This window comes from Promicromonospora sp. NPDC019610, assembly GCF_044389365.1.
In the GTDB taxonomy this organism is placed as follows: Bacteria; Actinomycetota; Actinomycetes; order Actinomycetales; family Cellulomonadaceae; genus Promicromonospora.
This window is the reverse complement of record NZ_JBIRXX010000001.1, coordinates 469,407-495,987: the sequence shown is the minus strand read 5'-3', so window position 1 is coordinate 495,987 and position 26,581 is coordinate 469,407. Positions and strand designations below refer to the sequence as shown.

Below are 26,581 nucleotides of genomic sequence, written 5' to 3'. Positions count from 1 at the left end.
CGGGCAGGGCAGAATCGTGAAGCGTGAAGTCCACCACGATCAGCCCCGCTCACCCGCTCGCCGACGGGCGGACCACCGCCGCTCCCCTTGTCCGGGCGCTCCGGGGTGAACGTCCTGGTCGCACGCCCGTCTGGTTCATGCGGCAGGCGGGCCGCTCCCTGCCCGAGTACCGCGAGGTGCGCCAGGGCACCGGCATGCTGGAGGCCTGCCTGCGGCCCGACCTCGCGGCCGAGATCACACTCCAGCCCGTACGCCGGCACGGCGTGGACGCCGCCGTCTTCTTCTCCGACATCGTGGTGCCGCTCAAGCTGGCCGGCGTCGGCGTGGACATCCAGGCCGGGGTCGGTCCGGTCATGGACCAGCCGTACCGCACGGCCGACGACGTCGCCCGGCTCACCTCGCGCAGCCTCGACGACGCCGCCCTGGAACCGATCCGGGAGGCCGTCGCGCTGACCGTCGCCGAGCTCGGGTCGACGCCGCTCCTGGGCTTCGGCGGGGCCCCGTTCACGCTCGCGGCCTACCTGGTGGAGGGCCGCCCGTCGCGCGACCACCTGGCCGCCCGGACCCTGATGCACGCCGACCCCGCCACGTGGGAGGCGCTCGTGACGTGGACGGCCGACCTCACCGGGGCGTTCCTGCGGGCACAGGTCGAGGCGGGCGCCAGCGCGGTCCAGCTCTTCGACTCCTGGGCCGGGTCGCTCTCGCTCGCGGACTACAGGACGCACGTCGCCGCGTCGTCGACCCGCGCGCTGTCCTCCGTGGCGGACGCCGGCGTGCCGGCCATCCACTTCGGTACCGGCACCGGGCACCTGCTGCCCGCGATGCGCACGGTCCTGGTCGACGCCGGCCTGCCGGACCACGCCGTCGGCGTCGACTACCGGACGCCGCTCGACGAGGCCGCGGCGCTGCTGCCCGGCGTTCCCCTGCAGGGGAACGTCGACCCCGCGCTCCTGGCCGCGCCGTGGCCGGTGCTGGAGGCGCACGTGCGCGACGTCGTCTCCCGCGGCCTCAAGGCCCCCGGCCACGTCGTCAACCTGGGCCACGGCGTTCCCCCGGAGACGGACCCGACGGTGCTGACCCGCGTGGTCGAGCTGGTCCACTCGTTGTGACCCGCTCGGCCGGTCGGTCCGGTACGGCGGACGCCGACGCCGTCGTCGTCGGCGCCGGGATCGGCGGGCTCGTCGCCGCGCACACGCTCACGGCCCGGGGGCTGCGCGTCGTGGTGCTGGAGGCCGGCGGGCGAGCAGGCGGGCCGGTCCGCGGTGGGGCGTTCGCGTCGCTGCCGGACGTGCCGCTGGACCTCGGGGCGGAGTCCTTCGCGGTGCGGGGCGGCGCCGTCGAACGCCTCGTGGCCGAGCTCGGGCTGACCGTCGAGGTACCCGCCGGACTCTCCGCCTGGGGTTATGCCGCAGGACGGGCGTTCCCGCTGCCGGCGGCCGGCGTGCTGGGCATCCCCTCGCGGCCGTGGGCCGCCGACGTGCGGCGCGCGATCGGCTGGCCCGGCGTGCTGCGCGGCTCGTTGGACCGGGTGCTGCCCGCGCGGCTCGTCGACCCGACCGACCTCGGCACCCTGGCCCGGTCGCGGCTCGGCTCCCGGGTGGCGGACCGGCTCGTCACCCCGGTCGCCGCCGGCGTGCACTCGGCGCCGCTCGACCGGCTCGACGTCGCCGCCGTCGCACCCGGGCTGCTGGACGCGTACGCACGGACCGGTTCCCTGTCGCGGGCCGTGGCGTCGCTGCGGGCCGCGGCGCCCCCCGGGTCCGCGGTGCGCGGGATCGACGGCGGCGTCCACGCGCTGGTGGACGCGCTGGTGGACCGCCTGGACGTCCGGTTCGGCACGCGGGTCGCGGGGGTGGAGCGCGCGGACGACGGGGCCTGGCTGGCACACACCGCCGACGGCCAGGTGCTGCGCACCCCCCGCGTGGTCCTGACGACGCCCACGGCTGCCGAGATCGGCCAGGGGAAGGTCCTGGAGCCGCCCGCGCCGCCCGAGCGCGGCGCGGACATCCGGCTGGCAGCGCTGCTCGTGGACGCGCCCGAGCTGGACACCGCCCCGCGCGGCTCGGGGATGCTCGTGGCCCCCGACACGGCGGCGAGCGGTGTGCGCGCCAAGGCGCTGACCCACGCGACGGCCAAGTGGCCGTGGCTCGCGCGCCGGGTGCGCGCCGCCGCCGGACCGGGCGTGCACGTGGTGCGGCTCAGCTACGGCCGCATGGGCGAGCCGACGCCGCAGCCCACCGCCGAGGAGGCCGCCCGCGACGCGTCGGCGCTGCTGGGGGTGGACCTGACCGACCGGGTGCGCGAGGTGCTGCACCAGCGCTGGGACGGCGCGCTGCCCCCACCCACGCCGGCCTACCGGGCCGCCGTCCGCGCGTACGAGGCGGCGGTGCTGGCCACGCCGGGCCTCGACGTGACCGGCGGCTGGATCGCCGGGACGGGCCTGGCGGCGATCGTCGCGCACGCGGGGCGAACGGCCCAGCGCCTGGGCGACGAGGGCTGAGGGGTCCCGGAGGGCTCAACCCCGCGAGAGCCGCTGGGCGTAGGCGTCCAGCACACGCAGGATCCCCGCGTGCTGCCAGACCCGGTTGCGCCGCAGGCCGGTACGTTCCTCCAGCACTCCTGCCTCGGTGAGCTGGCTCAGCGCGCGCTGAGCCGTCGTGTCGTTCATGTCGAGCCGGTCGACGAGGAACCGGGCGTTGACGACGGGCTGCGCCACCAGGCACGGGAGCACCCTCCACGCGGACGCCTGCCGGCGGAGACCCGCCAGGTCCTGACGAGACACGTCCACCTGGTTCGCGAGCTCGTCGACGAGCTGCGAGCCCGACGCCGCAGCGAACCGGCACGCCGCAGCGAATCTCTCCACGATCGGCCGGGCGTTGCCCTGCCGGAAGGCACCCAGGGCGTCGAAGTACTCCTCGGTCTGGATGAGCAGGCCGGCCGAGACCGGCGCGGTGGTCTGCGTGACCACGCCCTTCGCCTTGAGGATCGCGTGCACGACGGCACGACCGGTACGGCCGTTCCCGTCGCTGAACGGGTGGATGGTCTCGAACTGGGCGTGCGCGACAGCCGCCTGGACCAGCACAGGAAGATCGTCCCGGTGCATGAAGCGGACCAGGTCCGCCATCGCGCCGGAGACGAGCTCTGCCTGCGGCGCGACGTGCTGGGCGCCACGCGGGGAGACGCTCGTCGAGCCCACCCAGACCAGCCCCGAGCGGTACTTTCCCGCATGGTCCTCCCAGCCACGTTGCCGGGACAGCAGCTCCGCGTGCATCGCGAGCATCGCGTCCTCGTCGAGCCGGTCCGCGAGGGCGAGCGCCGCCTCCATGGCCCGGACGTTCGCCACCACCACCCGGGCGTTGTCGCTGTTCGACTGGTCCAGCTCCGCGAGCGCCAGCTGCCGCGCACCGACCGTGAGATTCTCGATCTGCGACGACGACGTCGACTCGGTCCGCAGCAGGATGGAGCTCATCGGGCCCAGCGTCGGGTCGTCGGCCCCGAGACGCCCTCGCGCATAGGCGTCGAACCCGGCGAGGGCGGCTGCGGCCTCCTCGATGTCCGCCCCGAGGTCAGCCGGCAGGTGCGGCGCATACTCCGCGATCCGCGTCGGGATCGTCGACTCGTACTCCCCTGAGGCCGCGGCGAGCTGGCCGCGACTGACCAGGCCATTGTCCTCCGCGACCCAGTAGTGCTCGTCCCGGCCGACGGGTGCGATGGCGAGGGGCTCGGAAAGTGTGACCACGCACTACACCTTACTAACAGTTTCTCGAAAACTGTTGGTAAGGCGGTGCACTTGCTCGCACTTTCTCCGGGCGCGCCGAGACCGTTCTGACAGCACGCCACCAACCCTGTGACATCTGCCCGACGGGCACCTCCTGGTTTCCTCCCGGCAGGGGTTCGGGTGGAGACTGGGTTGGTGACCCCGACCCCCCTGTCCGTCAGTACCCCTGGAAGCACCCCGGACGACGCCGCGCCCATCCGCCTCGGCACCCGGGCGAGCGCCCTCGCCACGACGCAGAGCGGTCTGGTGGCCAGGCGCCTGGAGGAGCTGACCGGCAGGCCCGTCGAGCTGGTGCACATCAAGACCGAGGGCGACGTGAAGACGGGGAGCCTCGCGAGCCTCGGCGGCACCGGCGTCTTCGTGACCGCGCTGCGCGAGGCGCTGCTGGACGGTCGCTGCGACGTCGCCGTCCACTCCCTCAAGGACCTGCCGACCACCCCCGCGCCCGGCCTCACCTTCGTGACGCCCGAGCGCGAGGACCCGCGCGACGCCCTGTGCGCGCGGGACGGCCTCACCCTCACGACGCTCCCGCACGGGGGACGTGTGGGCACCGGCTCGCCGCGGCGGGCCGCCCAGATCCGCACGGCCCGGCCCGACCTGGACGTCGTCGACATCCGCGGCAACGTGGGCACGCGGCTCAACCGCGCGCTCGGGCCCGACGCCGACCTCGACGCCGTCGTGCTCGCCTACGCCGGGCTGTCGCGCCTGGGACGCACCGACGTGATCAGCGAGGTGCTCGACGTCGACGTCGTGGCCCCCGCCCCCGGGCAGGGCGCGCTCGCCGTGGAGGTGCGCACGGCCGACATCGTGTCCGACCCCGCCACGGGCCGGGCCCCCGCGCCCGACCTCGCCGAGGCGATCCACCTGCTCGACCACCGGCCGACCCGCCTCGCCGTGCTCGCCGAGCGCTCCGTGCTGGCCCGGCTGGAGGCCGGGTGCGCGGCGCCCGTCGGCGCGCACGCGACGGTCACCGGCTCGGTCCTGCGCCTGCGGTCCGTCGTGGCCGCCGTCGACGGCTCGGAGCAGATGTCGCGCGCCGGGGAGGCGTCGCTGTCGCAGGACGTCGCACCCGAGGCGCTCGACGCCGCCGCCCGCACGCTGGGCGTCGCCGTCGCCGAGAACCTGCTGGCCGACGGCGCCGAGCGGCTCGCGCCCCTGAGTGCGACCGTCCCGGAGAAGGCGTGACCGAGCCGGTCCCGCCTGCGGTCGCTCCCCCGGGATCGGCCGGGCCCGCCAGTTCGGCCGGGCCCGCCGATTCGGCCGGGCCCGCCGGTTCGACCGGGCCCGCCGGATCCTCCGACGGACCCGCGCCGGCTGCCGGGCACCCCGCCGTGCTGGTCGCGCGCGCCCCGGAGCGCGCCGCCGGGCTCCTCGCCCTGCTCCGCGAGCGCGGGCTCGACCCGGTCGCGGCTCCCGTGATCGAGCGGGCGCCGGTCGAGGACCCGGCCGAGCTCGACGCCGCCCGGGCCCGCGTCCTCGACGGCGCGTACGGCTGGGTGGCGATCACCAGCGTGAACGCCGTGGACGCCCTGCTCGGCCCGGCGCGCGGGGCAGCCGGCACTCCCCGCGGCGGGTCCGTCCGGTGGGCCGCCGTCGGTCCGGCCACGGAGCGGGCGCTGGCCGCGCACGGCGTCGCCGCCGACCTGGTGCCGCGGACCGCGACCGGGGCCGGGCTCGCCGACGCGTTCCCCGTGGCGCCCGGCGGTCCGGTCCCGGCCGGCGCGGGCCGGACGACCGGCACGACCGCGGCCGCCGCTCGCGTCCTGCTCCCGCTCGGCGACCTCGCGTCCGACACGCTCCGGGCCGGCCTCGTCGCCAAGGGCTGGGCCGTCGACGTCGTGACCGCCTACTGGACGGTCGCGCGCGAGCTTCCGGCGGAGCTGCACGGCCCGTACGACGTCGTCGTGGTCACCTCGGGCTCGGCCGCCCGCCAGGTCGCGGCGCAGCTGGGCCCGCAGCGGGTGGTCGCGATCGGCGAGCCGTCAGCCGGCACGGCACGAGCCGTCGGGCACACGGTGCTCGCCGTGGCCGCCACCCCCACGGACGCGGCCCTGGCCGACGCCGTGACCGAAGCCCTCGTCAGAACCTGACCTGTCAGACGTACAGGTCACCCTGGTGACCTGTACGTCTGACACCACAACGAGAGAGAAGGACATCGTGAGCTCCTCCGGGATCGTGTACCGGCCGCGCCGTCTGCGCGCCACGCCGGGCATGCGCCGTCTGGTCGCAGAGACCCGCTTGCACCCCGCAGACCTGGTGCTGCCGCTCTTCGTCAAGGAGGGCCTGACCGAGCCGGCGCCGCTGGCGAGCATGCCCGGGCAGGTGCAGCACACCGAGGAGTCCCTGGTCGAGGCCGTGCGCGCCGCGCGGGACGCGGGCCTGGGCGGCGTCATGCTGTTCGGCATCCCCACCGTGAAGGACGCGAGCGGCTCGCAGGCGGACGCCCCGGACGGGATCCTGCAGCGCGCCCTGCGGGCCTCGCGCGCGGCGCTCGACGAGGGCCTCGCCCCCGGGGCGCCCACGCCGGTGCTCATGGCCGACACCTGCCTCGACGAGTTCACGGACCACGGGCACTGCGGCGTGCTCACGTCCACAGGGGCTGTGGACAACGACGCGACCCTGATCCGCTACGCCTCCATGGCGGTGGCGCAGGCCAAGGCCGGGGCGGACGTGATCTCGCCGTCCGGCATGATGGACGGCCAGGTCGCGATGATCCGGGACGCGCTGGACGACGCCGGCTTCGCCGACACGAGCATCCTGGCCTACAGCGCCAAGTACGCGAGCGCGTACTACGGCCCGTTCCGCGAGGCCGTGGACTCGGAGCTGAAGGGCGACCGCAAGACGTACCAGATGGACCCCGCGAACGGCCGCGAGGGCCTGCGCGAGGCCGACCTGGACCTCGCCGAGGGCGCCGACCTCGTCATGGTGAAGCCGGCCGGGTCGTACCTGGACGTGCTGCGCGCCGTCGCGGACCGGAGCGACGTGCCCGTGGCCGCGTACCAGGTCTCGGGCGAGTACGCGATGATCGAGGCGGCCGGCGCGAACGGCTGGATCGACCGCGACCGCGCCGTCCTGGAGTCGGTCACGAGCATCAAGCGAGCCGGCGCCGACGTCATCCTCACCTACTGGGCGCTGGAGATCGCGGAGTGGATCAAGTGACCGAACAGAACCGGGAGACCGTCGAGGCCCAGGCGCTGCGCCGGGCGCCCGAGGCCAACCACGCGGCGTTCCTGCGCGCGCAGGGCGCGATCCCGGGCGGCGTGAACTCGCCGGTCCGCGCCTACGGCAGCGTGGGCGGCGACCCGCGCTTCCTCGCCTCGGCCCGTGGCCCGTACGTCACCGACGTCGCGGGCCGCGAGTACGTGGACCTGGTCTGCTCGTGGGGCCTCGCGCTGCTGGGCCACGCGCACCCCGACGTCGTCGCCGCGGTGCAGGACGCCGCCGCGCGCGGGCTGTCGTTCGGCGCCCCCACCGTCGCCGAGGTCGAGCTCGCCGAGGAGGTTCGACGCCGGGTCCCCGCGGCCGAACGCGTGCGCCTCGTCTCGACGGGCACCGAGGCGACGATGACGGCGATCCGCCTGGCCCGCGGCGTCACGGGCCGGCCGCTCGTGATCAAGTTCGCCGGCTGCTACCACGGGCACATGGACGCGCTGCTGGCCGAGGCCGGCTCGGGCGTCGCGACGCTCGCGCTCCCGGGTTCGGCGGGCGTGACCGAGGCGACCGCCGCCGAGACCCTGGTGCTCCCCTACAACGACCTGGCGGCCGTCGAGGCGGCGTTCGCGCAGCGCGGCTCCGAGATCGCGGCGGTCATCACCGAGGCGTCGCCCGCGAACATGGGCGTGGTGCCGCCCGCCGAGGGCTTCAACGAGGGGCTGCGGCGCATCACGTCGGCACACGGCGCCCTCTTCATCATGGACGAGGTGCTCACCGGGTTCCGCGTGGGCCCGGCCGGCTGGTGGGGCGTGGAGAACGACGCGATCCACGCCGCCGGGGGCGCGGGCTACACGCCCGACCTGTTCACGTTCGGCAAGGTCGTCGGCGGCGGCATGCCGGTGGCGGCCCTGGGCGGTCCGGCGTCGGTCATGGACCACCTGGCCCCGCTCGGGCCCGTGTACCAGGCGGGCACGCTGTCCGGGAACCCCGTGGCGGTCGCCTCGGGCCTGACCACCCTGCGGCTGGCCGACGACGCCGTGTACGCCCGGGTCGACGAGGTCTCACGCGTGCTGTCGGCCGCGGTCGGCGAGGCGCTGACCGCGGCCGGCGTCGAGCACCGCGTGCAGCGCGCGGGCTCGCTGTTCTCGGTGTTCTTCGGGCCGCTGGCCGCGGCGTCGGGCGTGCGCGACTACGCGCAGGCCCAGGCGCAGGAGACGTTCCGGTACACGGCCCTGTTCCACGCGATGCTGGCGGCCGGGGTCAACCTGCCGCCGTCGGTGTTCGAGGCCTGGTTCGTCTCCGCGGCGCACGACGATGCCGCCGTGCAGCGGATCCTCGACGCGCTCCCGGCCGCCGCGCAGGCCGCCGCGGCCGCGACGCCGCGGTAACCACCCGCTGCCCGCCGGTCGGGCTTGTCGGAACCTGGGTCCCGGCAAGCCCGGCCAGCGGGGGTGGTCGACTCGACCGGGGGTCAGGCGGCCTTGATGTAGTCGTTCGGGTTGAGCACGAACTTCGTCGCCGCGCCCTCGTCGAACTCGTGGTAGCCCGTCGGCGCCTCCGTCAGCGGGATCGCCTGGGCGTTGACGGCCTTCGCGATCTGCACCTTGTCGTGCAGGATCGCCTGCATCAGGCCGCGGTTGTACTTCATCACCGGGCACTGACCGGTCGTGAACGCGTGCGACTTGGCCCAGCCGAGCCCCAGCCGCAGCGACAGCGACCCGACCTTCGCCGCCTCGGTCGCCGCCCCCGGGTCACCCGTGACGTAGAGGCCGGGGATGCCGAGCGAGCCGCCCGCCCGCGTGACCTCCATGAGGCCGTTCAGGACCGCGGCGGGGTGCTCGGTCGAGGCGTCGGACCCGTGTCCGCGCGCCTCGAACCCCACGGCGTCCACGCCGCAGTCCACCTCGGGCTCGCCCAGGAGCTGCTCGATCTGGTCGGGGATCGGCCCGGCGGCGACGTCCACCGTCTCGCAGCCGAACGAGCGCGCCTGCTCCAGCCGCTCCTTGTTGAGGTCACCCACGATCACCACGGCGGCACCGAGCAGGTGCGCCGACGCCGCGGCGGCCAGACCGACGGGCCCGGCCCCCGCGATGTACACCGTGGACCCCACGCCCACCCCGGCGCTCACGCACCCGTGGAAACCCGTGGGGAAGATGTCGCTGAGCATCGTCAGGTCCATGATCTTCTCGAGGGCCTGGTCCTTGTCCGGGAACTTGAGCGCGTTGAAGTCCGCGTACGGCACCAGCACGTACTCCGCCTGGCCGCCGACCCAGCCGCCCATGTCGACGTACCCGTACGCCGACCCCGGCCGGTCCGGGTTGACGTTGAGGCAGATGCCGGTCTTGCGCTCCTTGCAGTTGCGACAGCGCCCGCACGCGATGTTGAACGGCACGGAGACGAGGTCGCCCACGTCGAGGAACTCGACGTCCGGGCCCTTCTCGACGATCTCGCCGGTGATCTCGTGCCCCAGGATCAGTCCCGGAGGCGCGGTGGTGCGGCCGCGGACCATGTGCTGGTCGGAGCCGCAGATGTTGGTGGACACGGTCCGCAGGATCACCCCGTGCGGCACCTTGCGGCCTACGTTGGCCGGGTTGACCCCGGGTCCGTCCCGGAGCTCGAACGTCGGGTAGTCGATGTCGACCACCTCGACCACGCCGGGTTCGCGGTAGGCGACCGCCTTGTTTCCAGGCATGTTGGGTTACCCCTTCCAGGTCATCTTTGAACTGGCTTCGGTCCCTTGTCACGCTACGCCGGGCCCCGGTGACTCTCATCCGCGCCCGCGAACCTCATCCACTGCGGCGTCCACTGCGGCGCGGGGTGGGGAGTTCTCCCCACAGACGGCCGGCACGCGCTCTGCCACGCTTCGCTCGCCGCGCGCACGGTGCGCACGGTTCGAGACGAAGGAAAGAAGAACATGGTCTTCTTCGGCTGGGGCAGCAAGAGCAAGACGGCGCCGCTCGACGCGGGGCGAGCCCTGGTGCTGCGCTACTCGTACGTCCACCTGTTCTGGCTGCTGCGGTTCTCGTGGGGCCTGCGGTACAGCCTGGCGACCGCCACCGAGGCCGGGTGGGCGACGCGCCCGCTGTCGGACGCCGAGGCCATGGCGCTGGACGCGCCGAAGCGGCTGAACCTCAACCTCTGGTGGCGGTTCGGCCTGCTCCTGTGGGCCGCCGTGGCGGTCGTCGCCATCGTCGTCGCGAACATCGACGCCGCGCTGGGCTGACGGCTCAGGTCGCCGCGGGCAGCTCCTCCGGCCAGGTGAACCACTCGACCGGGATGCTCTCGTCGAGGCGGCGCACCTGGTGCGCGGCGAGGACGCCCGCGGCGAGCAGGCCGCGCGCCACCATCCGCGCGATCAGCCGGGCGCCGGGCGTGTTGAAGTGCGTGTTGTCCTGCCGCCCCTCGTAGGTGTTCAGGAAGTACACCTGGGTGCCCTCGGGCCCGAGCTCCTGCCACAGCGCCAGGGTCTGCGCGGTGACGTCGATCAGCGGCACGCCCTCGGCGGCGGCCAGCGCCCGCATCGCGTCCGGGTAGAACCCGTGGGTCGCGACGGCGTTGCCGGCGGCGTCGAACCGGCGGCGCTCCGCCGGGGTCAGCAGCACCGGGCGTGCGCCCCGCTCGCGGGCGCCGTCGACGTAACGCCGCAGGTGGGCCGGGTAGGTGGTCCACGGGTCCGTGCCGATCGCCGGGTCGGACTTCTGGTCGTTGTGCCCGAACTGCACGAGCAGCACGTCGCCGGGCCGGACGGCGTCCAGGATCGCGTCGAGGCGCCCCTCCGCGATGAAGCTCTTGGAGCTGCGCCCGTTCATCGCGTGGTTGAGCACCTCGATCCGCGGCGCGACGTACCAGGGCAGACCCATGCCCCAGCCGGTCTCGGGAAAGACCCCGGCGTACTTCTGGGACGCGGTGGAGTCGCCGGCGAGGTAGATCCGGGGCGCCTGTTGCGCCTGGGCCTTCCGCGTCGCGGCGGGGACCACCGCGGGCGGCGGCACGGGGGTGTTCGTGGGTGCCGCGCTCGCCGTGAGGGCGAGCGGTCCGGCCGCGGCGAGCGCGGCGAGCAGGAGGCGGCGAGACATCGAAGCGGGCATGCCGACGGGAGGACCTCTCGGGGGAATCTGGGGTATTCAGGACGAAAGGTATCGGATCCGGTCCCTGCGGACGGCCGACCTCAAGAACCTCAAGAACCTCAAGGGCGATCCTGAGCAGCCCTTGAGGTTCTTCGGCCGGGCGTTGAGTTCCGGGCCGCACGCTGGGAGGAGCCAGTCAGGCACTCACGGGGAGGCACGACCATGGCGGAGGTATACGACTTCTGGACCGGCGGGGACGAGCTGGCGTCCGACACCGGCGGCTCGGTCCTCGACGTCCCGGGGCCCGTGGCCGCCCGCATGCCGCGTGTCCTCGCGGCGGACATCCTCGACGAGGGTGTGCTCCGCGACCTCGCCCAGGACCTCGGGGAGCCGACCGCCCGGCGGCTCGCCGAGCAGTACGCCGCCGGCCTCAAGCGGCGCCTGGAGCTCCTCACCGTCGCCGCCCTCGACCACAGCGGGTACGCCGTCTACGACACGGCGGCCGAGCTGGCCGTGTCGGGCGCCATGGTGGGGGCCGTCGCGCTGGCCCGGGCGGCGTGGGGTGTGGCGCAGGACGTGGTGCGGACCCGCACCGTCCCGCGGGTCGAGCGGTTGGAGCGGCTCCTGCGCCTGGCGCACGACACCGAGGTCGCCCTGGTCAGACATTCTCGAAGCGGTACCCCAGCCCGCGGACCGTATGGATGAAGCGCGGGCTCGTGGGGCTGTCGCCGAGCTTGCGGCGGACGTTGGCCATGTGCACCTCGACGGTGCGGCGGTCCGCCTCGGTGACGTCGCCGCCGTAGCCGTGCTCGTCGGGCCAGAGCAGGCGGGCCAGGTCGCCCTTCGGCACCGGTCGGCCGCGCGCGTCGTGGAGCGCCGCGAGGAGGACGAACTCGGTGCGGGTGAGGTGGACGGGCTCGCCGCCCAGGCGGACCGTGCGGCGAGCGGTGTCGACCACGAGCCTGCTGTCGTCGTCCGGACCGGTGGCGGGGTCCTCCGCCGTCGTCGTCGGGACGAGGTGGCCGGAACGGCGCAGGAGCGCGTCGATGCGGGCGCGGAGCTCACGTGGCCGGAACGGCTTGGTGACGTACTCGTCGGCGCCGGACTCGAGACCCATGAGCGTGTCGACCTCGTCGACCCGGGCCGTGAGCATGACGACGACCGTCTCGGAGAAGGTCCGCAGCCGGCGCACGACCTCGAACCCGTCGATGTCCGGCAGGGAGACGTCCACGGTGGTCACGACGGGCCGGTGGGCCTTCACCAGTGCGACACCCTGCGCGCCGGTGGCAGCAGGGTGCACGGTGAATCCGGCCTGCTGCAGTGTGACCTCGATGACCTCACGGATCAGGTCGTCGTCCTCGACCACGACCGCAATGCCCCGCCCCCCAGACTGGTCCATCGGTCGAACGTAGCAACCTCCTCGCCACCGCGCCCGTGGTCAGCACACTTGACTCACTACCCCCATGGGGTATCTCATGGACGCATGACCGAGGCGACGGAGACCACCGAGGCGACCGAGGCCGCCACCCCGCACGACGACTCCCTGCACCACGACGCGGCCGGCGCGCACGACGGGCCGCACGGTTACGCGTCCGACAAGGCCGGCTACCTCAAGCGGATGCGCCGCATCGAGGGGCAGGTTCGCGGCATTGCGCGGATGATCGACGAGGACGAGTACTGCATCGACGTGCTCACCCAGGTCAGCGCCGTGACCAAGGCTCTGCAGGCGGTGAGCCTGGCGCTCGTCGAGGACCACCTGGGACATTGTGTGGTGGACGCGGCCAAGGCGTCCGACGCCGACGGCGCCGCCAAGGTCCGGGAGGCCTCGGAGGCGATCGCCCGCCTCGTCCGCATGTGAACGCCGGGCAACCCCTGCACGGCCGGCAGCACCCGCACGGCCGGCAGCCCACGAACCGAGGAGACGACATGACCACCGTGACCAAGCTCGCCGTGACCGGCATGACCTGTGGGCACTGCGTGTCCGCCGTGACCAACGAGCTGCGGGGGGTGCCGGACGTCCAGGACGTGAGCGTCGAGCTGCACGCCGGTGAGACCTCGCTGGTCCGCGTCATCTCCAAGCTCCCGCTCGCCGAGGCGCCCCTGCGCGACGCCGTGGACGAGGCCGGCTACGACGTGGCCGACGTCGAGGTGCTCGAGAACGCCGTCGCCGCCGAGTCCGCCGCGCAGGCCCCGGGCCGCCAGGCGACCCGCATGCTCCCGATCGTCCCGTCCTGACCCGGACGTCCCGCCCCTGTAAGGAGAACCGTGCCTGCCGCTGAGGCCCTGCACCCCCTCGGCGAGGTCGAGCTCGCGGTGTCCGGGATGACCTGCGCCTCGTGCGTCGCCCGGGTCGAGCGCAAGCTCAACCGGCTCGACGGCGTCGCCGCGACCGTGAACCTGCCGTTGGAGTCGGCGCACGTCGTGCTGTCGTCCGAGGTGACCGACCAGGACCTGGTCGACGCCGTCGAGTCCGCCGGGTACGAGGCGCGGGTCACGCGGCGCCGGGGCGCGGCCGGCGCCGTCGGGCCGGACGGCGCCGTCGGGCCGGAAGGCGCCGTCGGGCCGGAAGGCACGGCGGACGGCGCCGCGGCCCGCGCGCCGGGCTTCGGCCCGGGCGCCGCGGCCGGGGCCGACGGCGCGACCCTCGCGCCCGGCGCCGAGTACCGCGGCGCGGACCTGCTGCGCCGGCTCCGCGTCTCGGTCGTGCTCACCGTCCCGGTGGTCCTGCTGTCGATGGTCCCCGCGCTGTCCTTCCCGGGCGCCGAGTGGGTGGTCGCCGCCCTGGCACTGCCCGTCGTCGTGTGGGGCGCCTGGCCGTTCCACGCCGCCGCCGTGCGCGCGGCCCGGCACGCGAGCTCCACGATGGACACGCTGGTGTCGATCGGCGTGGTCGCGGCGACCCTGTGGTCGCTCTGGGTGCTGGTCGCCGACACCGTCCGGCCCGCGGGGCACGGCACGGGTCCGGCGCTGTACTTCGAGGTCGGTGCCGTGGTCACGACGTTCCTGCTGGCCGGGCGGTACGCCGAGCACCGGTCGCGGCGGCGCGCGGGCGACGCCCTGCGGGCCCTGCTCGACCTCGGCGCCAAGGACGCCGAGCGCATCGCGCTGAGCCCGGACGGCACCCCGCTCCGGCTGCCGGACGGCGGCTGGCGCACCACCGCGGTCCCGGTCGCCGCGCTCCAGGTCGGCGACGTCTTCGCGGTACGCCCCGGCGGCACCGTCGCGACGGACGGCACGGTGGTGGAGGGTGCCTCCGCGCTGGACACGTCCTTGGTCACCGGCGAGCCGGTGCCGGTGGACGTGACGCCGGGCGACGACGTCGTGGGCGGCACGGTGAGCACCTCGGGGCACCTGCTGGTGCGCGCGACCCGCGTGGGCGAGGACACGATGCTCGCCCGCATCGGGCGGCTCGTGGCCCGGGCCCAGACGGGCAAGGCCCCCGTGGCCCGGCTCGCCGACCGCATCTCGGCAGTGTTCGTCCCGGTCGTGCTGGCCCTGGCGGTGCTCACCCTGGCGGCCTGGCTCGTCCTGACCGGCAACGTCGAGGCGGCCTTCACCGCCGCCGTCGCGGTGCTGATCATCGCGTGCCCCTGCGCCCTGGGGCTGGCCACGCCCACGGCGATCCTGGTCGGCACGGGCCGCGGCGCGCAGCTCGGCGTGCTGATCCGCGGCCCGGAGATCCTGGAGAGCACCCGCCGCGTGGACACCGTGGTGCTCGACAAGACGGGCACGGTCACCGAGGGCCGCATGCGCGTGGTCGACGTGTGGAGCCCCGACCGGAGCCCGGCCATGGCCGGCGCGCACCGCGCGGCCGAGGGCCACGACGAGGAGCCCGCACGGCCCGACGACGCCGACGACGCGAACCACCTGACCAACGCCCCGGAGGCGCTGCGGTACGCGGCCGCCGTCGAGGCGCTGAGCGAGCACCCGATCGCGCGGGCCGTCGCGGCGGCGGGTCGGGCCGCGGTGGAGCCGGACCCCGAGACCCCGCTGGAGGTCACGGGCTTCGTCGCGCACCCGGGCGGCGGCGTCGAGGGCCTGGTCCGGCGCGCGCACGCGGGGCTCACCCCGGACGGCGCGCTCAATACCCGGCGCGTGCTGGTGGGCCGCCCCGACTGGCTGGCCGAGCAGGGGGTGACCGTCTCCGCGGAGGTGCGTGCCGCCGTCGGGCAGCAGGAAGAGGCCGGGGCGACCGCCGTGGTGGTGGCGTGGAACGGCGCGGCGGGCGGCGTGATCGCGCTGCGCGACCCGGCCCGGCCGACGTCGGCCAGGGCGATCGAGGAGCTGCGGGAGCTGGGTCTGCGCCCCTACCTGCTGACCGGCGACTCGGCGGGCGCGGCGCTCGTGGCCGCGCGCGCCGTGGGCATCCCCGACGCGGACGTGATCTCGCGCGTGCTCCCCGCCGAGAAGGCCGCCGTGGTGGCCCGGCTGCAGGCCGAGGGGCGCACCGTGGCGATGGTGGGCGACGGCGTGAACGACGCCGCAGCCCTCGCCACGGCCGACCTGGGCCTCGCGATGGGCACCGGCACCGACGTGGCGATCGAGGCCGGCGACATCACGCTGGTCCGCGGTGACCTGCGGGCTGCCGCGAGCGCCGTCCGCCTGTCCCGGAAGACCCTGCGGGTGATCCGGCAGAACCTGTTCTGGGCGTTCGCGTACAACGTCGCGGCGCTCCCGCTGGCGGCGGCCGGGCTGCTGAGCCCGATGGTCGCGGGCGGCGCGATGGCGGCGAGCTCGGTGCTGGTGGTCGCGAACTCCCTCCGCCTCCGCCGCACCACCTGACCCCTTCCGTTGAGTGCTGGGTATTTGCGGTTCTCGAGGCTGGAAAGCCGCAAATACCCAGCACTCAACGAGAGAGGGGTGGGTCAGCGGAAGCGGCGGCCCTCGTCGCTCCGGTAGGACAGGATCGCCAGGACGGCGAACAGCAGGGTCCACCCGGCCAGGACCGGGAGCGCCAGCGCGTAGGCGTCCATGCCGGTGGTGGCCTGGACCAGCAGGTCGCGGCCGGCCCGGGTGGGCGTGGCCTTCGAGATGGCGTCCAGCCAGGCGGGGAACATCTGCGGCGGCAGGAACAGGCCGCCCGCGAAGGCGAGCGGGAACAGGATGACCTGCACCACCGGCAGCGCGGCCTTGGCCGACAGCTTGTAGCCGATCGCCATGCCGAGCAGCACGAACGGCACGGAGACCGCGAGGATGGTGCCGACGCCCGCGAGGAGCTGGCCCGCGGTCAGGGTCGCCGCGGTGAACAGCCAGCCGATGAGGATGAGCGGCAGCAGGCCGAACAGCGAGAAGATGCCGCCGTTCAGCACGCGCGCCACCATCTGGGGCCCGGGTCCGGCGGGGAGCGACCGCAGGAACGGGTAGAAGGGCAGCTGCCGGTCCTCGGCCACGCCCAGCCCGTAGGTGAAGAGGCTCGCGGAGCAGACGGCGAACAGGCCGAGGCCGGCGACCGCGATCGTGGCGTAGAGGGGGTTGCCCGCCACCGACTCCTGCGGGACCACGAAGAAGAACATCGACAGCGACGGGAACAGCACGTTCCCGAGCACCGCGATGGGGATCCGGACGGTCTCCAGGAACTGGTACTTGAGGTGCAGCCAGGACAGCACCCAGATCGACCGGGTCTGCCCGGCGGGGGCGTCGAGGCCCGGGGCCCCGGTCGGGGTCGTGGTGGCGCTCATCGCACCGCTCCTTCGTTCGTTGCGTCGGCCGTGGTCGTGGTGTCGGCCTTGTTCATGGTGTCGGCCTCGTCCCCCGCGGCACCCTGGTTCGTGCCGTCGACGAGCTGGCCGAACGCCTCCTCCAGCGAGGCGCCCCGGATCTCCAGGTCGCGGAACTCCGTGCCCGTGCGGACGAGGTCGCGCACGAACGCGTCGGAGTCCGCTACGAGGTGCTCCTGGCGCGTGCCCCCGGCGTCCGTGAACTGCACGCGGCGCGCGCCCACCCGGCCGAGGATCGTGTCGAGGGAGTCGTCGGCGAGCACGATCCCGCGGTCGATGACGACCACCCGCTCGGCGAGCGCCTGCACCTCCTCCAGGTAGTGCGAGGTGAGCAGCACCGTGCCGCCGCCCGCGTGGTACTCCCGGATCGCGTCCCAGAGCGCGCCCCGGCCGGACACGTCGAGCCCGGTGGTGGGCTCGTCGAGCAGCACGACGCGCGGCCTGCCGACCAGCGACAGCGCGACGGCCAGCCGCCGCTTCTGCCCGCCGGACAGGGACCCGGTCTGCCGCTTGCCCAGCTCCGCCAGCCCGAACTGCTCCAGCAGCTCGCCCGTGGGCACCGGGTCGGGGTAGTGGCCGCCCACGAAGTCGACCACCTCGCGCACCCGCAGCGTCGCGGGCAGGCCGGTCTCCTGCGGGGTCAGGCCCAGCGCGGTCCGCGACCGGGCGTCCCGTGGGTTGTGGCCGTTCAGGCGCACCACCCCGGTGTCGGGCCGGCGCTGGCCGCTGACCAGCGACAGCAGCGTGGACTTGCCGGCGCCGTTGGGGCCGAGCAGGCCGACCAGCTCGCCGTGCCCCACCTCCAGCGAGACGTCGTCGAGGGCGACGACGGCGCCGAAGCGCCGGGTCACCCCGCTGACCTCTACCGCACTCATCAGCGTGCTCCCTTCAGAAGGTCCATCAGTGCCGCCTGGTAGTCCGCGAACGCGGTGCGGCCGGTGTCGGTGAGGGCCAGGTACGTCACGGGCGTGCGGCCCTCGTGGGTCTTGGTGACGCGCACGTACCCGGCGTCCTCCAGCTTGCGCAGGTGGGTCGACAGGTTGCCGGCGGTCATGTCCAGCAGCTTGCGCAACTTGGGGAAGGCGACCTCGTCGCCGCGGCCCAGGGCGGCGAGCGAGGCCACGACCCGCAGGCGCGCGGGGGCGTGGATGACCGGGTCGAGGTCCTCAGGCACGCTGCCCACCGCCCTCCGCCCTGACGACGGACCCGGGTGACCGGCGGCGGCTGCGGAACACCTGCTCCACCACGGCCATGGCCAGGAAGCCGCCGCCGCCCGCGACGGCCATCACGAGGTAGGTGTTCGGCATCCCCGCGAAGGCCGCGAGCACCGCGGCGACCAGCATCCAGCCGCCGACGGCGGCCATGCGGATCTCCTCGAAGAGCAGCCCGCCCGCGATGTACATGAGGCCGACGATCACGCACGCGAAGCCGTTCGCGGCGATGGCCATGACCTGCGGCGACGCTCCTGCGGCGCCCATCGCGCCCAGCATGACGCCCAGCGCCGTGAACGCGAGGAACCAGGTCCAGCCGTACAGCGCGCCGATCCGGGCGCTGTCGCCGCGCAGCCCGGCGGTCCGGGTGACGCTGTGCACGATCGTGAAGACCGTGGCGCCCACGATGCAGCCGGCGAACACCCAGCCGGACCACGGCTCCGGGGAGCCCGTCTCGCGCGCCGTCGTCCACATGGCCAGGTACCCGATCAGCCACGCCAGGCCCCACGCGCCGAACAGCAGGCGGCCGTCGGGCTCGGTGGCGTCGCGCGCCGCCTCCTGCTGCTCCCGGATCAGGCGCAGCGTCTCGGCGGGGTCGAGACCCGCGGAGTCGTCGCCGGGCCGCGCCGGCTCCGCGGGGGTGCCCGACGTCGGGTCGGTAGCCATGGTCATCGCCTCGCCTCTCCAACTGGTTTGTACTGCAAACTAGTTTGCCGGATGCCCCGTGGGGCGCGCAAGCGATGTGTCGGTCCGATGTCCTGGACTCCCCTTTGAGGCCCGGCTTTCTCCTCTTTGACGCGCTTCAAAGACGAGAAAGCCGGGCCTCAAAGGGGAGCAGCCGGGATAGGTTCCCCGGGTGACCGACGAGAAGAGCACCAGCACCGACCAGCCCGAGGCGACCAAACCGTCGCCGGAGGGGACACCGCCGAAGAGGCCCGAACCCGCGGACGACCTCGTCACCACGCGCCACACCCTGCACACCCCGGACGGCGACCTGGCGTACTCCGCCACGACCGGCCGGATCGTGCTGCGCCAGGAGGCGGTCAAGGAGGACAAGTACGACGGCCGCAAGCCCAAGGCCGAGGTCTCGATCACGTACTACACGCTGGACGACGCCGACGTGACGCAGCGCCCGGTGACCTTCGCGTTCAACGGCGGCCCCGGCTCGTCGTCCGTGTGGCTGCACCTGGGCGTGCTGGGCCCGCGCCGGGTCGACTCGGGCGATGTCGGCGACCTCACCGCGCCGCCGTACGGGCTGATCGACAACCCGGACACCCTGCTGCGCGTCTCCGACCTGGTGTTCATCGACCCTGTCTCCACGGGCTTCTCCCGGGCGACCGAGGGCGAGCAGGCCAAGCCGTTCCACGGTTTCACGGGCGACCTGGAGTCCGTCGGCGAGATCATCCGCCTGTGGACGAGCCGGAACGACCGGTGGATGAGCCCCAAGTTCCTCATCGGCGAGTCCTACGGCGGCACGCGCGGGGCCGCGCTGGCCGAGTACCTGCAGCAGCGCTTCGGCATGTTCCTGAACGGCGTCATGCTGGTGGCCCCGGCCCTGAACATGGAGGCGCTGTTCGACGGCGAGCACTCGAACCTGCCGCACCCGCTCTTCCTGCCGGTCTACGCCGCGACGGCGCACTACCACGGCCTGCTGGGCGACCGGGCGCTGGACGACGTCGTGGCCGAGGCCCGGGACTGGGCCGAGACCTACGCCTCCGTCCTGGCCCGCGGCGCGCGCATGCCCGACGACGAGCGGGCCGCCGCCGTCGCCAAGATCGCGTCCCTGACCGGGCTGAGCGAGGACTACGTGGACCGCGCCAACCTGCGCCTGGAGCACACCCGGGTCTACGCCGAGCTGCTCCGGGCGCGGCGCCTGGTCACCGGGCGCCTCGACACCCGGTTCACGGGCCCGGCGGACCACTACATCCACGAGCAGATGCCGTACGACCCGTTCCTCACCGCGACCTCCGGCCCGTACACGGCAGCGCTGCACCACTACCTGCGCGGCGAGCTCGGGTACGAGCACGACGCGATCTACGAGGTGCTCTCCCGGCACGTGCACCCCTGGTCGTACAAGGAGTTCGAGGGCAAGGCCGTCGACGTCGCGGACAAGCTCGCGACCGCGATGATCCTCAACCCGCACCTCCAGGTGCACATCGCCATGGGGCGGTACGACGGCGGGGTGCCGGTCGAGGCCATCGAGTACAGCCTCGACCAGATGGCCGTCCCGGCGTCCTACCGCGAGCGCATCGAGACCCGGGTGTACCCGGCGGGCCACATGATGTACATCCACCCCGAGTCGCGGGTCGCGCAGTCGGCGGACCTCGCGGACTTCGTGCGGCGGGCCTCGAACCGCTGAACCACCGCGTGGCCGGCCGACGAACTGCCGGCCACGCGGGGTAGGTTCCGGACGTGACCATGACCGACCAGCCCCTCTCCCGCCGCCGCATCACCGCGGAGGTGTGGATCGTGCTCGGGCTGAGCCTGGGCCAGTCCGGCGTGTACGCGCTGGTCAACATCGTGGCCCGGCTGACGGCGGAGACGCCCCTCGCCGAGCAGACCGCGACGCTCAACGCGAGCCAGTCGGAACGCCCCTACCTCGACCTCGTCTACCAGCTCCTGAGCATCGGGTTCGCGCTGGTGCCGGTGGCCCTGGCGCTGTACCTGCTCAGCGCGAACGGCCGCAGCGCGGCGCGCAGCCTCGGCCTCGACGCCTCGCGCCCGGGTCGCGACCTCGGGTGGGGCTTCGCCCTGGCCGCCGCGATCGGCATCCCGGGCCTCGCGTTCTACGCCCTCGGACGGGCGGTCGGCATCACCGTGGAGGTGCAGGCCAGCGCCCTGGACGCCTACTGGTGGACGGTCCCGGTGCTGGTGCTCAGCGCGTTCCAGAACGGCCTCCTGGAGGAGGTCATCGCCGTCGGCTACCTGTACGAGCGCACGCGGGACCTCGGCTGGAACCGCGTGAAGTTCGTCGTCGCCAGCTCGCTGCTGCGCGGTTCGTACCACCTGTACCAGGGCATCGGGCCGTTCATCGGCAACGTCGTGATGGGCGTCGTGTTCTCGTGGTTCTACACCTCGCCCCGGTTCCAGCCCGGTGGCCGGCACCGGATCCTCCCGCTCGTGATCGCGCACACGCTGCTCGACATCGTGGCCTTCGTGGGCTACGCCCTGGTCCCGGCCGAGTGGCGCGAGGCCCTCGGGATCCGGTGAGGATGCCTGGACGGACGCCGGGGACGCCGTCGACCTGACCCGGATATTCCGGGCGTCACACCTGCTTCCCGGTCAAGCGAGCCTCAACGGCTCTAGAATCGCGAGCATGTCCAACTCGCGCACCGGCCGGGCTGACGCCGGTGCCGAGGTGTCCGACGTGCCGGAGGCAGTGCCCTTCGAGAGCGGCCTCGTCCGCGTCGTCGACACCCCGGAGGAGCGTGTGCGCCACCCGCGCGCGCTCGTCTGGATGATCGCGTGCGCCCTCGGCACCGCGGGCGTCATGTTCCTGTCCGTCGTGGCGCACGGCACCACCGCGGGCGTCACCGAGGACGTCCGGAGCTTCAACGACCTGCTGGCCACGATCCTGTTCGTGCCCGTCGCGGTGCTGCAGGGCCTGGTGATCCTGTTCGCCCCGGTCGCCGTGATGATCGAGCTGGGCGTGCGCCGGCTGGGCCGGCAGATCGTCGAGTCCATCGTCGCCGGGGTGCTCGGGCTGCTGATCGGCGTGCTCACCTCGGTCCTCGTGCGCCACCTGGGCTCGGACGAGCTGGTGCGCGGCATGTCGGTCTGGGAGCGTGGCACGGGCTACGTGCTGACCATCCCGGAGTTCGCGGTTGCGCTGACGGCGATGCTCACCGTCGCCGGGCCCGCGACCCGGCGACGCACCGTGCGCATCTCGTGGAACCTGATGTTCCTCGCCCTGCTCATCGTGCTGATCACGGGCCAGGTCTCGCTCCCGGGCACCCTCGTCGCGCTGCTGCTGGGCCGGCTGGCGGGCTCCACCGTCCAGTACGTGTCGGGCATCCGCAGCGAGCGCGCCTACGGGGCCGACCTGGTCACCGCCGTGCGCCGCGCCGGCTTCGCGCCGACGTCGCTGGCGCGGGTGCACGCCGTGTCGGAGCGCGCGCCCGGTCAGGACGCCGCGCGCGACGCCGGGCAGCCTGTCGCGTCCGCCCTCGCCGTCGAGCACGGACCGCCGGACGACCCGGCCGCGCTGGCGCTGGGCCGGGCCGGCGGCAACCGGGTGTACGCCCTGTACAGCGACGACGGCGTACGTCGCGACGTCGTCGTGCTCGACGGCGACCGCCAGGTCGTCGGCCTCATCACACGGCTGTGGCGGGCCCTGCGCCTGCGCGGCATCGAGGGCCGGGCCGCGATCTCGCTCAAGGCCGTGGCCGAGCGCACGGCCCTGCTGTCGTACGCGGCGAGCGCCGCCGGCGTCCGCACGCCGCGGTTGCTCGGGATCGGCGAGTACGGCGACTCGATCGCGCTCGTCCTGGAGCACGCCTCGGACGCCGTCTCGCTGCGCGACGTGCCCGACGACGAGCTGCACGAGGACGTGCTCGCCGAGGCCTGGGACCAGCTCGGCCGGGCGCACGCCCAGGGCCTCACGCACCGCGCGCTGACCCAGGACGTCCTGCTCACCCACCGCGACGACGACGGCCGGGCGCACGTGTGGATCACCGGCTGGGAGCAGGGCGACATCGCGTCGTCGCCGCTGTCCCGGCGACTCGACCTGGTGCAGATGCTCGCGCTCATCGGGCTGCGGGTGGGCCCGCGGCGCGCCGTCGCCTCGGCGGTGCGCGCCCTGCCCGACGCCGACATCGCCGCCATCGGGCCCCTGATCCAGACGATCGCGCTGCCCCGGACCACCCGCGAGGAGGTGCGCAGGGCGAAGGGGCTCATGGGCGAGCTGCGGAACGCGCTGGTGGAGCGCCTGCCCGAGGCCAGCGTGCAGCCGCAGCGCATCTCGCGGTTCAGCGCGCGCACCGTGCTGACCACGACCGTGGCCATCGTCGCCGTGGCCGTGATCGTCACGACCATCAACTTCGACGAGATCGCCACCGCCGTGCGCGAGGCCAACCCGTGGTGGGTCGCGGTCGCGTTCGTGCTGGCCCTCATCACCTGGTTCGGCGCGGGCCTCACCCTGGTCGCGTTCTCCCCGGCGCGGGTGCCGATCGGGCGCGCCACGCTCACGGCCGCCGCCGGCTCGTTCGTGGCCCTGGCCGCGCCGGCGGGCATCGGGCCGGCCGCGCTGAACCTGCGGCTCCTGACCCAGCGCGGCGTGTCCATGTCCATGGCCGTCGCCACCGTGGCGCTCGTGCAGGTGTCGCAGTTCGTGGTCACGGTGCTGCTGCTCGTGGCCCTGTCGGTCTTCACGGGGTCGGGGGCGCTCGTAGAGCTGCCGTCGCCGGCCGTGCTGATCACGCTGGCGGGCGTGGCCGTCGCCGTCGTCGCGACGCTGCTGGTGCCGCCGGTACGGCGGTGGGGCATGGGCTTCATCGGGCCGCGGCTGCGCCAGGTGTGGCCGCGGCTCGCGCAGATGCTGAGCCACCCGGGCCGCCTGGCCCTGGGCGTGGCCGGGAACCTGATCATGACGCTCGGCTACATCGTGGCCCTGTGGTGCTGCCTCGCGGCCTTCGGCGAGTCCCTCTCGCTGGTCGACATCGCCCTCGTCAACCTGGTCGGCAACGCGCTGGGCGCGCTCATCCCCACGCCCGGTGGCCTGGGCGGCGTGGAGGGCGCCCTGACGGCCGGCCTGTCGGCCGCGGGGGTGCCGGCGACCATCGCGTTCTCCGCGACGATCCTGTACCGCCTGTGCACCTACTGGGGCCGGATCCCGATCGGCTGGGTCGCGATGCGGTACCTGGAGCGCAAGGGCGACCTCTGAGCCGCTGACGGCCGCCCGGCCCCGGACATGCGCAGGCCCGGCCCCCCAGGGGGAGCCGGGCCTGCGCGTCGCTGAAGAGCTCAGCGGCGAAGCGTCACTTGGCGACAGCCTTCTTCAGCAGCGAGCCGGCGCTGATCTTGACACCGAAGTTCGCCGGGATCGAGATCTCCTCGCCGGTGCGCGGGTTGCGACCCGTGCGGGCGGCACGCTCGACGCGCTCGGCCGAGAGGAAGCCCGTCACCTTGACGGCCTCGCCCTTGGCGAGCGACTCGATCAGCACCTCCTGGAAGGCGTTGAGCGCGGCCTCGGCCTCGGTCTTGTTGATCTCGGCCTTGCTGGCGATGGCCGAGACGAGCTCGGACTTGTTGAGCGACATGCGTTTCCCTTCTTCGGTCACGTCGTGCGGCGGTACCCGCCCGACGACGAGGCCCCATACTGCCAGCAGATCGGCAGGAATTCGCGGAGAACAGGCCTTTCCGCGGCGAGTCGTGCGTAACTTTCTGCTCACAGAGGACGCGAACCTGTGTACGAACCTGTGGACGACGACGGTGTGACGGCTCCCGCGGCCGTGTCAGCCCGCACTATCCGATGACTTCCGCAACCCAGAACGGTCTACCGTTCCGGTACATCCGGGCCAATGAGAGGAAATCGTGGAGAATCCGCTAAACGCCCGCCGGAACCTCGTCGTGCTCGTGTTCAGCAACCTGCTGGCCGGGGTCGGGGTCGCCTCGGGCGCCGCCGTCGGCGCCCTGCTCGCGGAGAGCCTGGGCGGCACCTCGGTGGCGGGTCTCGCCCAGGCCGTCAGCGTGCTCGCCGCGGCGGTCGCCTCGATCCCGCTGGCAACCCTGGCCCAGGTCCGCGGACGGCGGTGGGCGCTGTCGCTCGGCTACGCCCTGTCCACGGTCGGCGCGCTGCTCGTCGTGACGGCGGCCGTGGTCGGCCAGCTCGTCGTGCTCCTCGTCGGCCTGATGCTCTACGGCGTCGCGAACGCGACCAACCTCCAGTCGCGCTACGCCGCCGCCGACAACGTCGGGTCCGGCACCCGCGCCCGCACCATGTCGGTGGTCCTGTGGTCCACGACCGTCGGCTCCGTGGTCGGGCCCAACCTCGCGGCGCCGGGCGCCGTCGTGGGCAGCGGGTTCGGCGTGCCCGACCTCGGCGGGCCCTACCTGTTCTCCGTCGTCGCGTACCTGCTGGCCGGGTTGCTGCTGCTCAGCCTGTACCGGGACCCGGCCGGCGGCGTGGCGGGTCGGGTGGTGCCCGCGGGCGCCGTCGGTCGGGGGCCCGGGGACGCACGCGCCGAGCCGCGGCGGACCGGGGCCCTCGCGGCGCTGCGGTGGGCCTGGGCCCGGCCGCGGGCCCGGTTCGCCGTGGTGACCACGGCCGTGGCGCACGGCGTAATGATCATGGTCATGGTGATGACGCCGGTGCACATGCAGCACGGCGGGATGTCGCTCCAGCTCGTGGGCATCGTCATCAGCCTGCACGTGCTGGGGATGTTCGCGTTCAGTCCCGTGTTCGGCTGGCTGGCCGACCGCTTCGGCCCGCTCCGCGTCGCCGTCGGCGGCATCGGGCTGCAGGCGGCCGCCGTGGCCCTCGGGTTCACAGCCGCGGCCCTGGCCACCGACGTCGCGCCCGACGCCGGCGCGCACGCCGGGCACGCCGCCGCCCCGGCCCTCGACGCCGAGGTGCTCACGGCGGTCGCCCTGGTGCTGCTCGGGCTCGGCTGGTCGGCGTGCCTCATCGCCTCGTCGGCGGTGCTGGCGTCCGTCGCGGAGCCGCACGTCAAGCTGCCGCTGCAGGGCGCGACCGACGCGCTGATGAACTACTTCGGCGCCGCCTCGGCCGCGCTCGCCGGGCCGCTGCTCGCCTGGGGCGGCTTCGAGGCGGTGAACACGGCGGGCGCCGTCCTGCTGGCGCCCGCCGTGGTGACCGTGATCCTGGCGGTCCGCTCGTCCCGTGCCGTGCCGGACACCCAGGTCACCCCGGTGACCTGAGCGTCTGACAGGCTCGGTCAGCCCTTGGTGTCGGGGTTCTCGTTGGGCTTGTCGGCGTCCGGGTCCTCGGACCCGGGCTCACCCGACCGGCGCAGCCGGTCGTTCTCGAGGATCTTGCGGCGCATCATCACCACGACGCCCAGCACGACCAGCACCGCGGCGAGGATCCCGCCTGCCACGGCGAGCCCGCTGGGGCCCGGGCCGTTCCCGGCGCCGGCGAGCTCCGTGGGCGTGCTCGCGTCGTCCGTCGTACCCGTCTCCTGGCCGGCCGGGGCGGCCTCCTGCGTGGACGTCTCGGGCCCGTCGCTCGCGGCGGGCTCCTCGGTCGGCTCCGGCTCGCCCTCGACGACGTAGGTGAACTCGCCGTCGATGGGGTGGCCGTCGGAGGAGACCACGTGCCACGCGACATCGTACTTGCCCGGGGGCAGGTCCTCGGGGAGCTGCGCGGTCACGACCTCGTCGTCGACCGTGATGTCGTAGCCCCGGGCGGAGGTGCCATCGGGGCCGGTCAGCGCCACCTCGATGCCCGTGTCGAGCGGGGCGGAGCTGAAGGTGAGCCCGATGCTCGTCGGCTGCTCGTCGAGCGTGGCGCCGTCCTTCGGGTCGGAGGACAGGAGCTGGTCGTGGGCGCTCGCCGGGCCGGCCACCAGCAGCAGCGCGACGAAGGTCAGGACCGCTGCGAACACGGTGATCAGGCGGACGAGGCGACGGCTATCGGGCCGGGCCAGGGCAACGGGGACAGCAGGCATGACGGAACCCTACTCCTCGCGGAACACG

General features: G+C 73.9%; 25 protein-coding genes. 15 read left to right on the top strand and 10 right to left on the bottom strand.

Features of this window, described 5'->3' with window-relative positions:
• Positions 1-23 precede the first annotated feature (23 nt).
• Together hemE and ACH45N_RS02170 are read left to right on the top strand one after the other, a co-directional pair.
• Positions 24-1,109, top strand: coding sequence for a uroporphyrinogen decarboxylase (gene hemE / locus ACH45N_RS02175; protein ID WP_397390716.1), 1,086 nt, complete (start codon positions 24-26; stop codon positions 1,107-1,109).
• Positions 1,106-2,500: a protoporphyrinogen/coproporphyrinogen oxidase gene (locus ACH45N_RS02170; protein ID WP_397390714.1), complete on the top strand. Its 1,395-nt coding sequence runs from the start codon at positions 1,106-1,108 to the stop codon at positions 2,498-2,500. Before hemE ends, ACH45N_RS02170 begins: the two co-directional genes overlap by 4 nt.
• A 15-nt stretch (positions 2,501-2,515) precedes the next feature.
• Here the strand turns inward: ACH45N_RS02170 and ACH45N_RS02165 are convergent, their stop codons facing one another.
• A complete protein-coding gene (locus tag ACH45N_RS02165) occupies positions 2,516-3,739 on the bottom strand; it encodes a Fic family protein (RefSeq protein WP_397390712.1) in 1,224 nt (407 codons plus the stop codon).
• Positions 3,740-3,913: 174 nt separating this feature from the next.
• On the opposite strand from ACH45N_RS02165, the gene hemC reads away from it, so the two are divergent.
• The 4 genes from hemC (at position 3,914) to hemL (ending at position 8,319) form a co-directional block, all read left to right on the top strand.
• Positions 3,914-4,963 carry a hydroxymethylbilane synthase gene (gene hemC / locus ACH45N_RS02160; RefSeq protein ID WP_397390710.1) on the top strand — a complete coding sequence of 350 codons (1,050 nt, stop codon included), beginning with the start codon at positions 3,914-3,916 and terminating at the stop codon, positions 4,961-4,963.
• Positions 4,960-5,868 (top strand): uroporphyrinogen-III synthase, encoded by a 909-nt coding sequence (locus tag ACH45N_RS02155; protein ID WP_397390708.1) that lies wholly within the window; start codon positions 4,960-4,962, stop codon positions 5,866-5,868. Before hemC ends, ACH45N_RS02155 begins: the two co-directional genes overlap by 4 nt.
• A gap of 121 nt (positions 5,869-5,989) precedes the next feature.
• Positions 5,990-6,937: a porphobilinogen synthase gene (hemB, locus tag ACH45N_RS02150; protein ID WP_377230094.1), complete on the top strand. Its 948-nt coding sequence runs from the start codon at positions 5,990-5,992 to the stop codon at positions 6,935-6,937.
• Positions 6,934-8,319: a glutamate-1-semialdehyde 2,1-aminomutase gene (gene hemL / locus ACH45N_RS02145; RefSeq protein ID WP_397390706.1), complete on the top strand. Its 1,386-nt coding sequence runs from the start codon at positions 6,934-6,936 to the stop codon at positions 8,317-8,319. The genes hemB and hemL overlap by 4 nt, the downstream gene beginning before the upstream one ends.
• An 83-nt stretch (positions 8,320-8,402) precedes the next feature.
• On the opposite strand, the gene fdhA is transcribed toward hemL, so the two are convergent.
• Positions 8,403-9,623: a formaldehyde dehydrogenase, glutathione-independent gene (gene fdhA / locus ACH45N_RS02140; RefSeq protein WP_397390704.1), complete on the bottom strand. Its 1,221-nt coding sequence runs from the start codon at positions 9,621-9,623 to the stop codon at positions 8,403-8,405.
• Positions 9,624-9,845: 222 nt separating this feature from the next.
• Here fdhA and ACH45N_RS02135 point away from each other — a divergent pair, with 222 nt between their 5' ends.
• Positions 9,846-10,154 carry a hypothetical protein gene (locus tag ACH45N_RS02135; protein ID WP_397390702.1) on the top strand — a complete coding sequence of 103 codons (309 nt, stop codon included), beginning with the start codon at positions 9,846-9,848 and terminating at the stop codon, positions 10,152-10,154.
• 4 nt (positions 10,155-10,158) lie between these two features.
• Here the strand turns inward: ACH45N_RS02135 and ACH45N_RS02130 are convergent, their stop codons facing one another.
• The gene (locus ACH45N_RS02130; RefSeq protein ID WP_397390700.1) at positions 10,159-11,007 is read right to left on the bottom strand and encodes a rhamnogalacturonan acetylesterase; all 849 of its coding nucleotides are present in this window, start codon (positions 11,005-11,007) and stop codon (positions 10,159-10,161) included.
• 213 nt (positions 11,008-11,220) lie between these two features.
• Here ACH45N_RS02130 and ACH45N_RS02125 point away from each other — a divergent pair, with 213 nt between their 5' ends.
• The gene (locus ACH45N_RS02125; RefSeq protein WP_397390698.1) at positions 11,221-11,703 is read left to right on the top strand and encodes a hypothetical protein; all 483 of its coding nucleotides are present in this window, start codon (positions 11,221-11,223) and stop codon (positions 11,701-11,703) included.
• On the opposite strand, the gene ACH45N_RS02120 is transcribed toward ACH45N_RS02125, so the two are convergent.
• Positions 11,657-12,397, bottom strand: coding sequence for a response regulator transcription factor (locus ACH45N_RS02120; protein WP_397390696.1), 741 nt, complete (start codon positions 12,395-12,397; stop codon positions 11,657-11,659). The two genes, ACH45N_RS02125 and ACH45N_RS02120, sit on opposite strands and share 47 nt — an antisense overlap.
• A gap of 84 nt (positions 12,398-12,481) precedes the next feature.
• Between ACH45N_RS02120 and ACH45N_RS02115 the strand changes: the two genes are divergently transcribed.
• The 3 genes from ACH45N_RS02115 to ACH45N_RS02105 all read left to right on the top strand — a co-directional run bounded on the left by ACH45N_RS02115 (position 12,482) and on the right by ACH45N_RS02105 (position 15,780).
• Positions 12,482-12,856, top strand: coding sequence for a metal-sensitive transcriptional regulator (locus tag ACH45N_RS02115; protein WP_397390694.1), 375 nt, complete (start codon positions 12,482-12,484; stop codon positions 12,854-12,856).
• Between the two features lie 68 nt (positions 12,857-12,924).
• Entirely contained in the window at positions 12,925-13,233 is a 309-nt protein-coding gene (locus ACH45N_RS02110; protein WP_377230079.1) for a heavy-metal-associated domain-containing protein, read from the top strand.
• Between the two features lie 87 nt (positions 13,234-13,320).
• Entirely contained in the window at positions 13,321-15,780 is a 2,460-nt protein-coding gene (locus ACH45N_RS02105) for a heavy metal translocating P-type ATPase (RefSeq protein WP_397393769.1), read from the top strand.
• A gap of 83 nt (positions 15,781-15,863) precedes the next feature.
• On the opposite strand, the gene ACH45N_RS02100 is transcribed toward ACH45N_RS02105, so the two are convergent.
• Genes ACH45N_RS02100 through ACH45N_RS02085 form a run of 4 tightly spaced genes read right to left on the bottom strand, consistent with a single transcriptional unit; the run spans position 15,864 to position 18,598 of the window.
• Positions 15,864-16,676: an ABC transporter permease gene (locus ACH45N_RS02100; RefSeq protein WP_397390692.1), complete on the bottom strand. Its 813-nt coding sequence runs from the start codon at positions 16,674-16,676 to the stop codon at positions 15,864-15,866.
• The gene (locus ACH45N_RS02095; protein WP_397390690.1) at positions 16,673-17,590 is read right to left on the bottom strand and encodes an ABC transporter ATP-binding protein; all 918 of its coding nucleotides are present in this window, start codon (positions 17,588-17,590) and stop codon (positions 16,673-16,675) included. Before ACH45N_RS02095 ends, ACH45N_RS02100 begins: the two co-directional genes overlap by 4 nt.
• Complete coding sequence (locus ACH45N_RS02090; RefSeq protein WP_397390688.1) at positions 17,590-17,889, bottom strand: transcriptional regulator; 300 nt, start codon at positions 17,887-17,889, stop codon at positions 17,590-17,592. Before ACH45N_RS02090 ends, ACH45N_RS02095 begins: the two co-directional genes overlap by 1 nt.
• A complete protein-coding gene (locus tag ACH45N_RS02085; RefSeq protein WP_397390686.1) occupies positions 17,882-18,598 on the bottom strand; it encodes a hypothetical protein in 717 nt (238 codons plus the stop codon). The genes ACH45N_RS02090 and ACH45N_RS02085 overlap by 8 nt, the downstream gene beginning before the upstream one ends.
• Positions 18,599-18,782: 184 nt before the next feature.
• On the opposite strand from ACH45N_RS02085, the gene ACH45N_RS02080 reads away from it, so the two are divergent.
• The 3 genes from ACH45N_RS02080 (at position 18,783) to ACH45N_RS02070 (ending at position 23,807) form a co-directional block, all read left to right on the top strand.
• Entirely contained in the window at positions 18,783-20,285 is a 1,503-nt protein-coding gene (locus ACH45N_RS02080; protein ID WP_397390684.1) for a S10 family peptidase, read from the top strand.
• A 59-nt stretch (positions 20,286-20,344) separates the two neighbouring features.
• Complete coding sequence (locus ACH45N_RS02075) at positions 20,345-21,136, top strand: CPBP family intramembrane glutamic endopeptidase (protein ID WP_397393767.1); 792 nt, start codon at positions 20,345-20,347, stop codon at positions 21,134-21,136.
• Positions 21,137-21,242: 106 nt separating this feature from the next.
• Positions 21,243-23,807 carry a flippase-like domain-containing protein gene (locus tag ACH45N_RS02070; protein WP_397390682.1) on the top strand — a complete coding sequence of 855 codons (2,565 nt, stop codon included), beginning with the start codon at positions 21,243-21,245 and terminating at the stop codon, positions 23,805-23,807.
• A gap of 94 nt (positions 23,808-23,901) precedes the next feature.
• On the opposite strand, the gene ACH45N_RS02065 is transcribed toward ACH45N_RS02070, so the two are convergent.
• Positions 23,902-24,183, bottom strand: coding sequence for an HU family DNA-binding protein (locus tag ACH45N_RS02065; RefSeq protein WP_020015632.1), 282 nt, complete (start codon positions 24,181-24,183; stop codon positions 23,902-23,904).
• Positions 24,184-24,457: 274 nt separating this feature from the next.
• On the opposite strand from ACH45N_RS02065, the gene ACH45N_RS02060 reads away from it, so the two are divergent.
• Positions 24,458-25,804 carry an MFS transporter gene (locus tag ACH45N_RS02060; RefSeq protein WP_397390679.1) on the top strand — a complete coding sequence of 449 codons (1,347 nt, stop codon included), beginning with the start codon at positions 24,458-24,460 and terminating at the stop codon, positions 25,802-25,804.
• A gap of 17 nt (positions 25,805-25,821) precedes the next feature.
• On the opposite strand, the gene ACH45N_RS02055 is transcribed toward ACH45N_RS02060, so the two are convergent.
• Positions 25,822-26,553 carry a copper resistance protein CopC gene (locus ACH45N_RS02055; RefSeq protein ID WP_397390677.1) on the bottom strand — a complete coding sequence of 244 codons (732 nt, stop codon included), beginning with the start codon at positions 26,551-26,553 and terminating at the stop codon, positions 25,822-25,824.
• Positions 26,554-26,581 lie beyond the last annotated feature (28 nt).

What these genes read in the sequence shown, in the direction of transcription:
- ACH45N_RS02075 (WP_397393767.1), top strand. Translation starts at nt 20,345, where the DNA reads ATGACCGACCAGCCCCTCTCCCGCCGCCGCATCACCGCGGAGGTGTGG.
- fdhA (WP_397390704.1), bottom strand. Translation starts at nt 9,623, where the DNA reads ATGCCTGGAAACAAGGCGGTCGCCTACCGCGAACCCGGCGTGGTCGAG.
- ACH45N_RS02105 (WP_397393769.1), top strand. Translation starts at nt 13,321, where the DNA reads ATGACCTGCGCCTCGTGCGTCGCCCGGGTCGAGCGCAAGCTCAACCGG.
- ACH45N_RS02125 (WP_397390698.1), top strand. Translation starts at nt 11,221, where the DNA reads ATGGCGGAGGTATACGACTTCTGGACCGGCGGGGACGAGCTGGCGTCC.
- ACH45N_RS02055 (WP_397390677.1), bottom strand. Translation starts at nt 26,553, where the DNA reads ATGCCTGCTGTCCCCGTTGCCCTGGCCCGGCCCGATAGCCGTCGCCTC.
- ACH45N_RS02135 (WP_397390702.1), top strand. Translation starts at nt 9,846, where the DNA reads ATGGTCTTCTTCGGCTGGGGCAGCAAGAGCAAGACGGCGCCGCTCGAC.
- ACH45N_RS02070 (WP_397390682.1), top strand. Translation starts at nt 21,243, where the DNA reads ATGTCCAACTCGCGCACCGGCCGGGCTGACGCCGGTGCCGAGGTGTCC.
- ACH45N_RS02110 (WP_377230079.1), top strand. Translation starts at nt 12,925, where the DNA reads ATGACCACCGTGACCAAGCTCGCCGTGACCGGCATGACCTGTGGGCAC.
- hemB (WP_377230094.1), top strand. Translation starts at nt 5,990, where the DNA reads ATGCGCCGTCTGGTCGCAGAGACCCGCTTGCACCCCGCAGACCTGGTG.
- ACH45N_RS02130 (WP_397390700.1), bottom strand. Translation starts at nt 11,007, where the DNA reads ATGTCTCGCCGCCTCCTGCTCGCCGCGCTCGCCGCGGCCGGACCGCTC.
- ACH45N_RS02065 (WP_020015632.1), bottom strand. Translation starts at nt 24,183, where the DNA reads ATGTCGCTCAACAAGTCCGAGCTCGTCTCGGCCATCGCCAGCAAGGCC.
- ACH45N_RS02100 (WP_397390692.1), bottom strand. Translation starts at nt 16,676, where the DNA reads ATGAGCGCCACCACGACCCCGACCGGGGCCCCGGGCCTCGACGCCCCC.
- ACH45N_RS02085 (WP_397390686.1), bottom strand. Translation starts at nt 18,598, where the DNA reads ATGACCATGGCTACCGACCCGACGTCGGGCACCCCCGCGGAGCCGGCG.
- ACH45N_RS02120 (WP_397390696.1), bottom strand. Translation starts at nt 12,397, where the DNA reads ATGGACCAGTCTGGGGGGCGGGGCATTGCGGTCGTGGTCGAGGACGAC.
- ACH45N_RS02115 (WP_397390694.1), top strand. Translation starts at nt 12,482, where the DNA reads ATGACCGAGGCGACGGAGACCACCGAGGCGACCGAGGCCGCCACCCCG.
- ACH45N_RS02095 (WP_397390690.1), bottom strand. Translation starts at nt 17,590, where the DNA reads ATGAGTGCGGTAGAGGTCAGCGGGGTGACCCGGCGCTTCGGCGCCGTC.